Source organism: Acidovorax sp. KPB24-07 (genome assembly GCF_057543315.1).
Map to the genome: position 1 here is coordinate 1 of NZ_BAAJYS010000837.1, position 766 is coordinate 766.

Consider the following 766-nt stretch of genomic DNA (forward strand, 5'->3'; position numbering starts at 1 on the left):
GCGGTGGATGCGGCGCTGCTGCAGCGCACGCGCCGCGCGCTGTTCCTGGCCAGCACGTACGGAGAGGGCGATGCACCTGACAACGCCGCGGGCTTCCAGGGGCAGTGGATGGGCGCGGCCGCGGCGCCCTCGCTGGCAGGCCTGCAGTACGGCCTGCTGGCGCTGGGCGACCGGCAATACGCGCACTATTGCGGCTTCGGCCGCCAGCTGGACGGCTGGCTGCGCGCGCAGGGCGCTGTGCCGTTGTTCGAGCGGGTGGAGATGGACAACGGCGCCCCGGCCGCGCTCCTGGCATGGCAGCACCAGCTGTCGCAGGTCGCGAACCTGAACGGGGCGCCTGCCTGGGAGGCGCCGCCGTTCGCCGACTGGACGCTGGCCGCGCGCCGCCACCTCAACCCGGGCAGCCTGGGAGCGCCGGTGTTCCACATCGAACTGGCGCCCCCGCCCGGTACCGCGGCCGATTGGGCGTCCGGCGACCTGGTGCAACTGTGCGCGCCGGCCGACCCGCAACGCCCGCGCAACTATTCCATCGCCTCGGTGCCGGGCGACGGACGCATTCATCTCACCGTGCGCCAGGCCGTGCGCGAGGACGGCACGCCCGGCGTGGCATCGGGCTGGCTGTGCGCGGGCCTGGCGCTGGGGGATGCCGTGCCGCTGCGCCTGCGCGCGCACGGGCCTTTCCGGTTGCAGGACAACGCTGCTCGGCCCCTCGTCTTGATCGGTAACGGCACGGGCATCGCCGGCCTGCGCAGCCATCTGCGGGCGC

1 protein-coding gene is annotated in these 766 nt (G+C 74.3%); it reads left to right on the plus strand.

Annotation, left to right across the window (positions count from 1 at the left end):
* Positions 1–766: NADPH cytochrome P450 oxidoreductase family protein (locus AC27IQ_RS26165; RefSeq protein ID WP_487091387.1), on the plus strand; the 766-nt coding region annotated here is incomplete at both ends.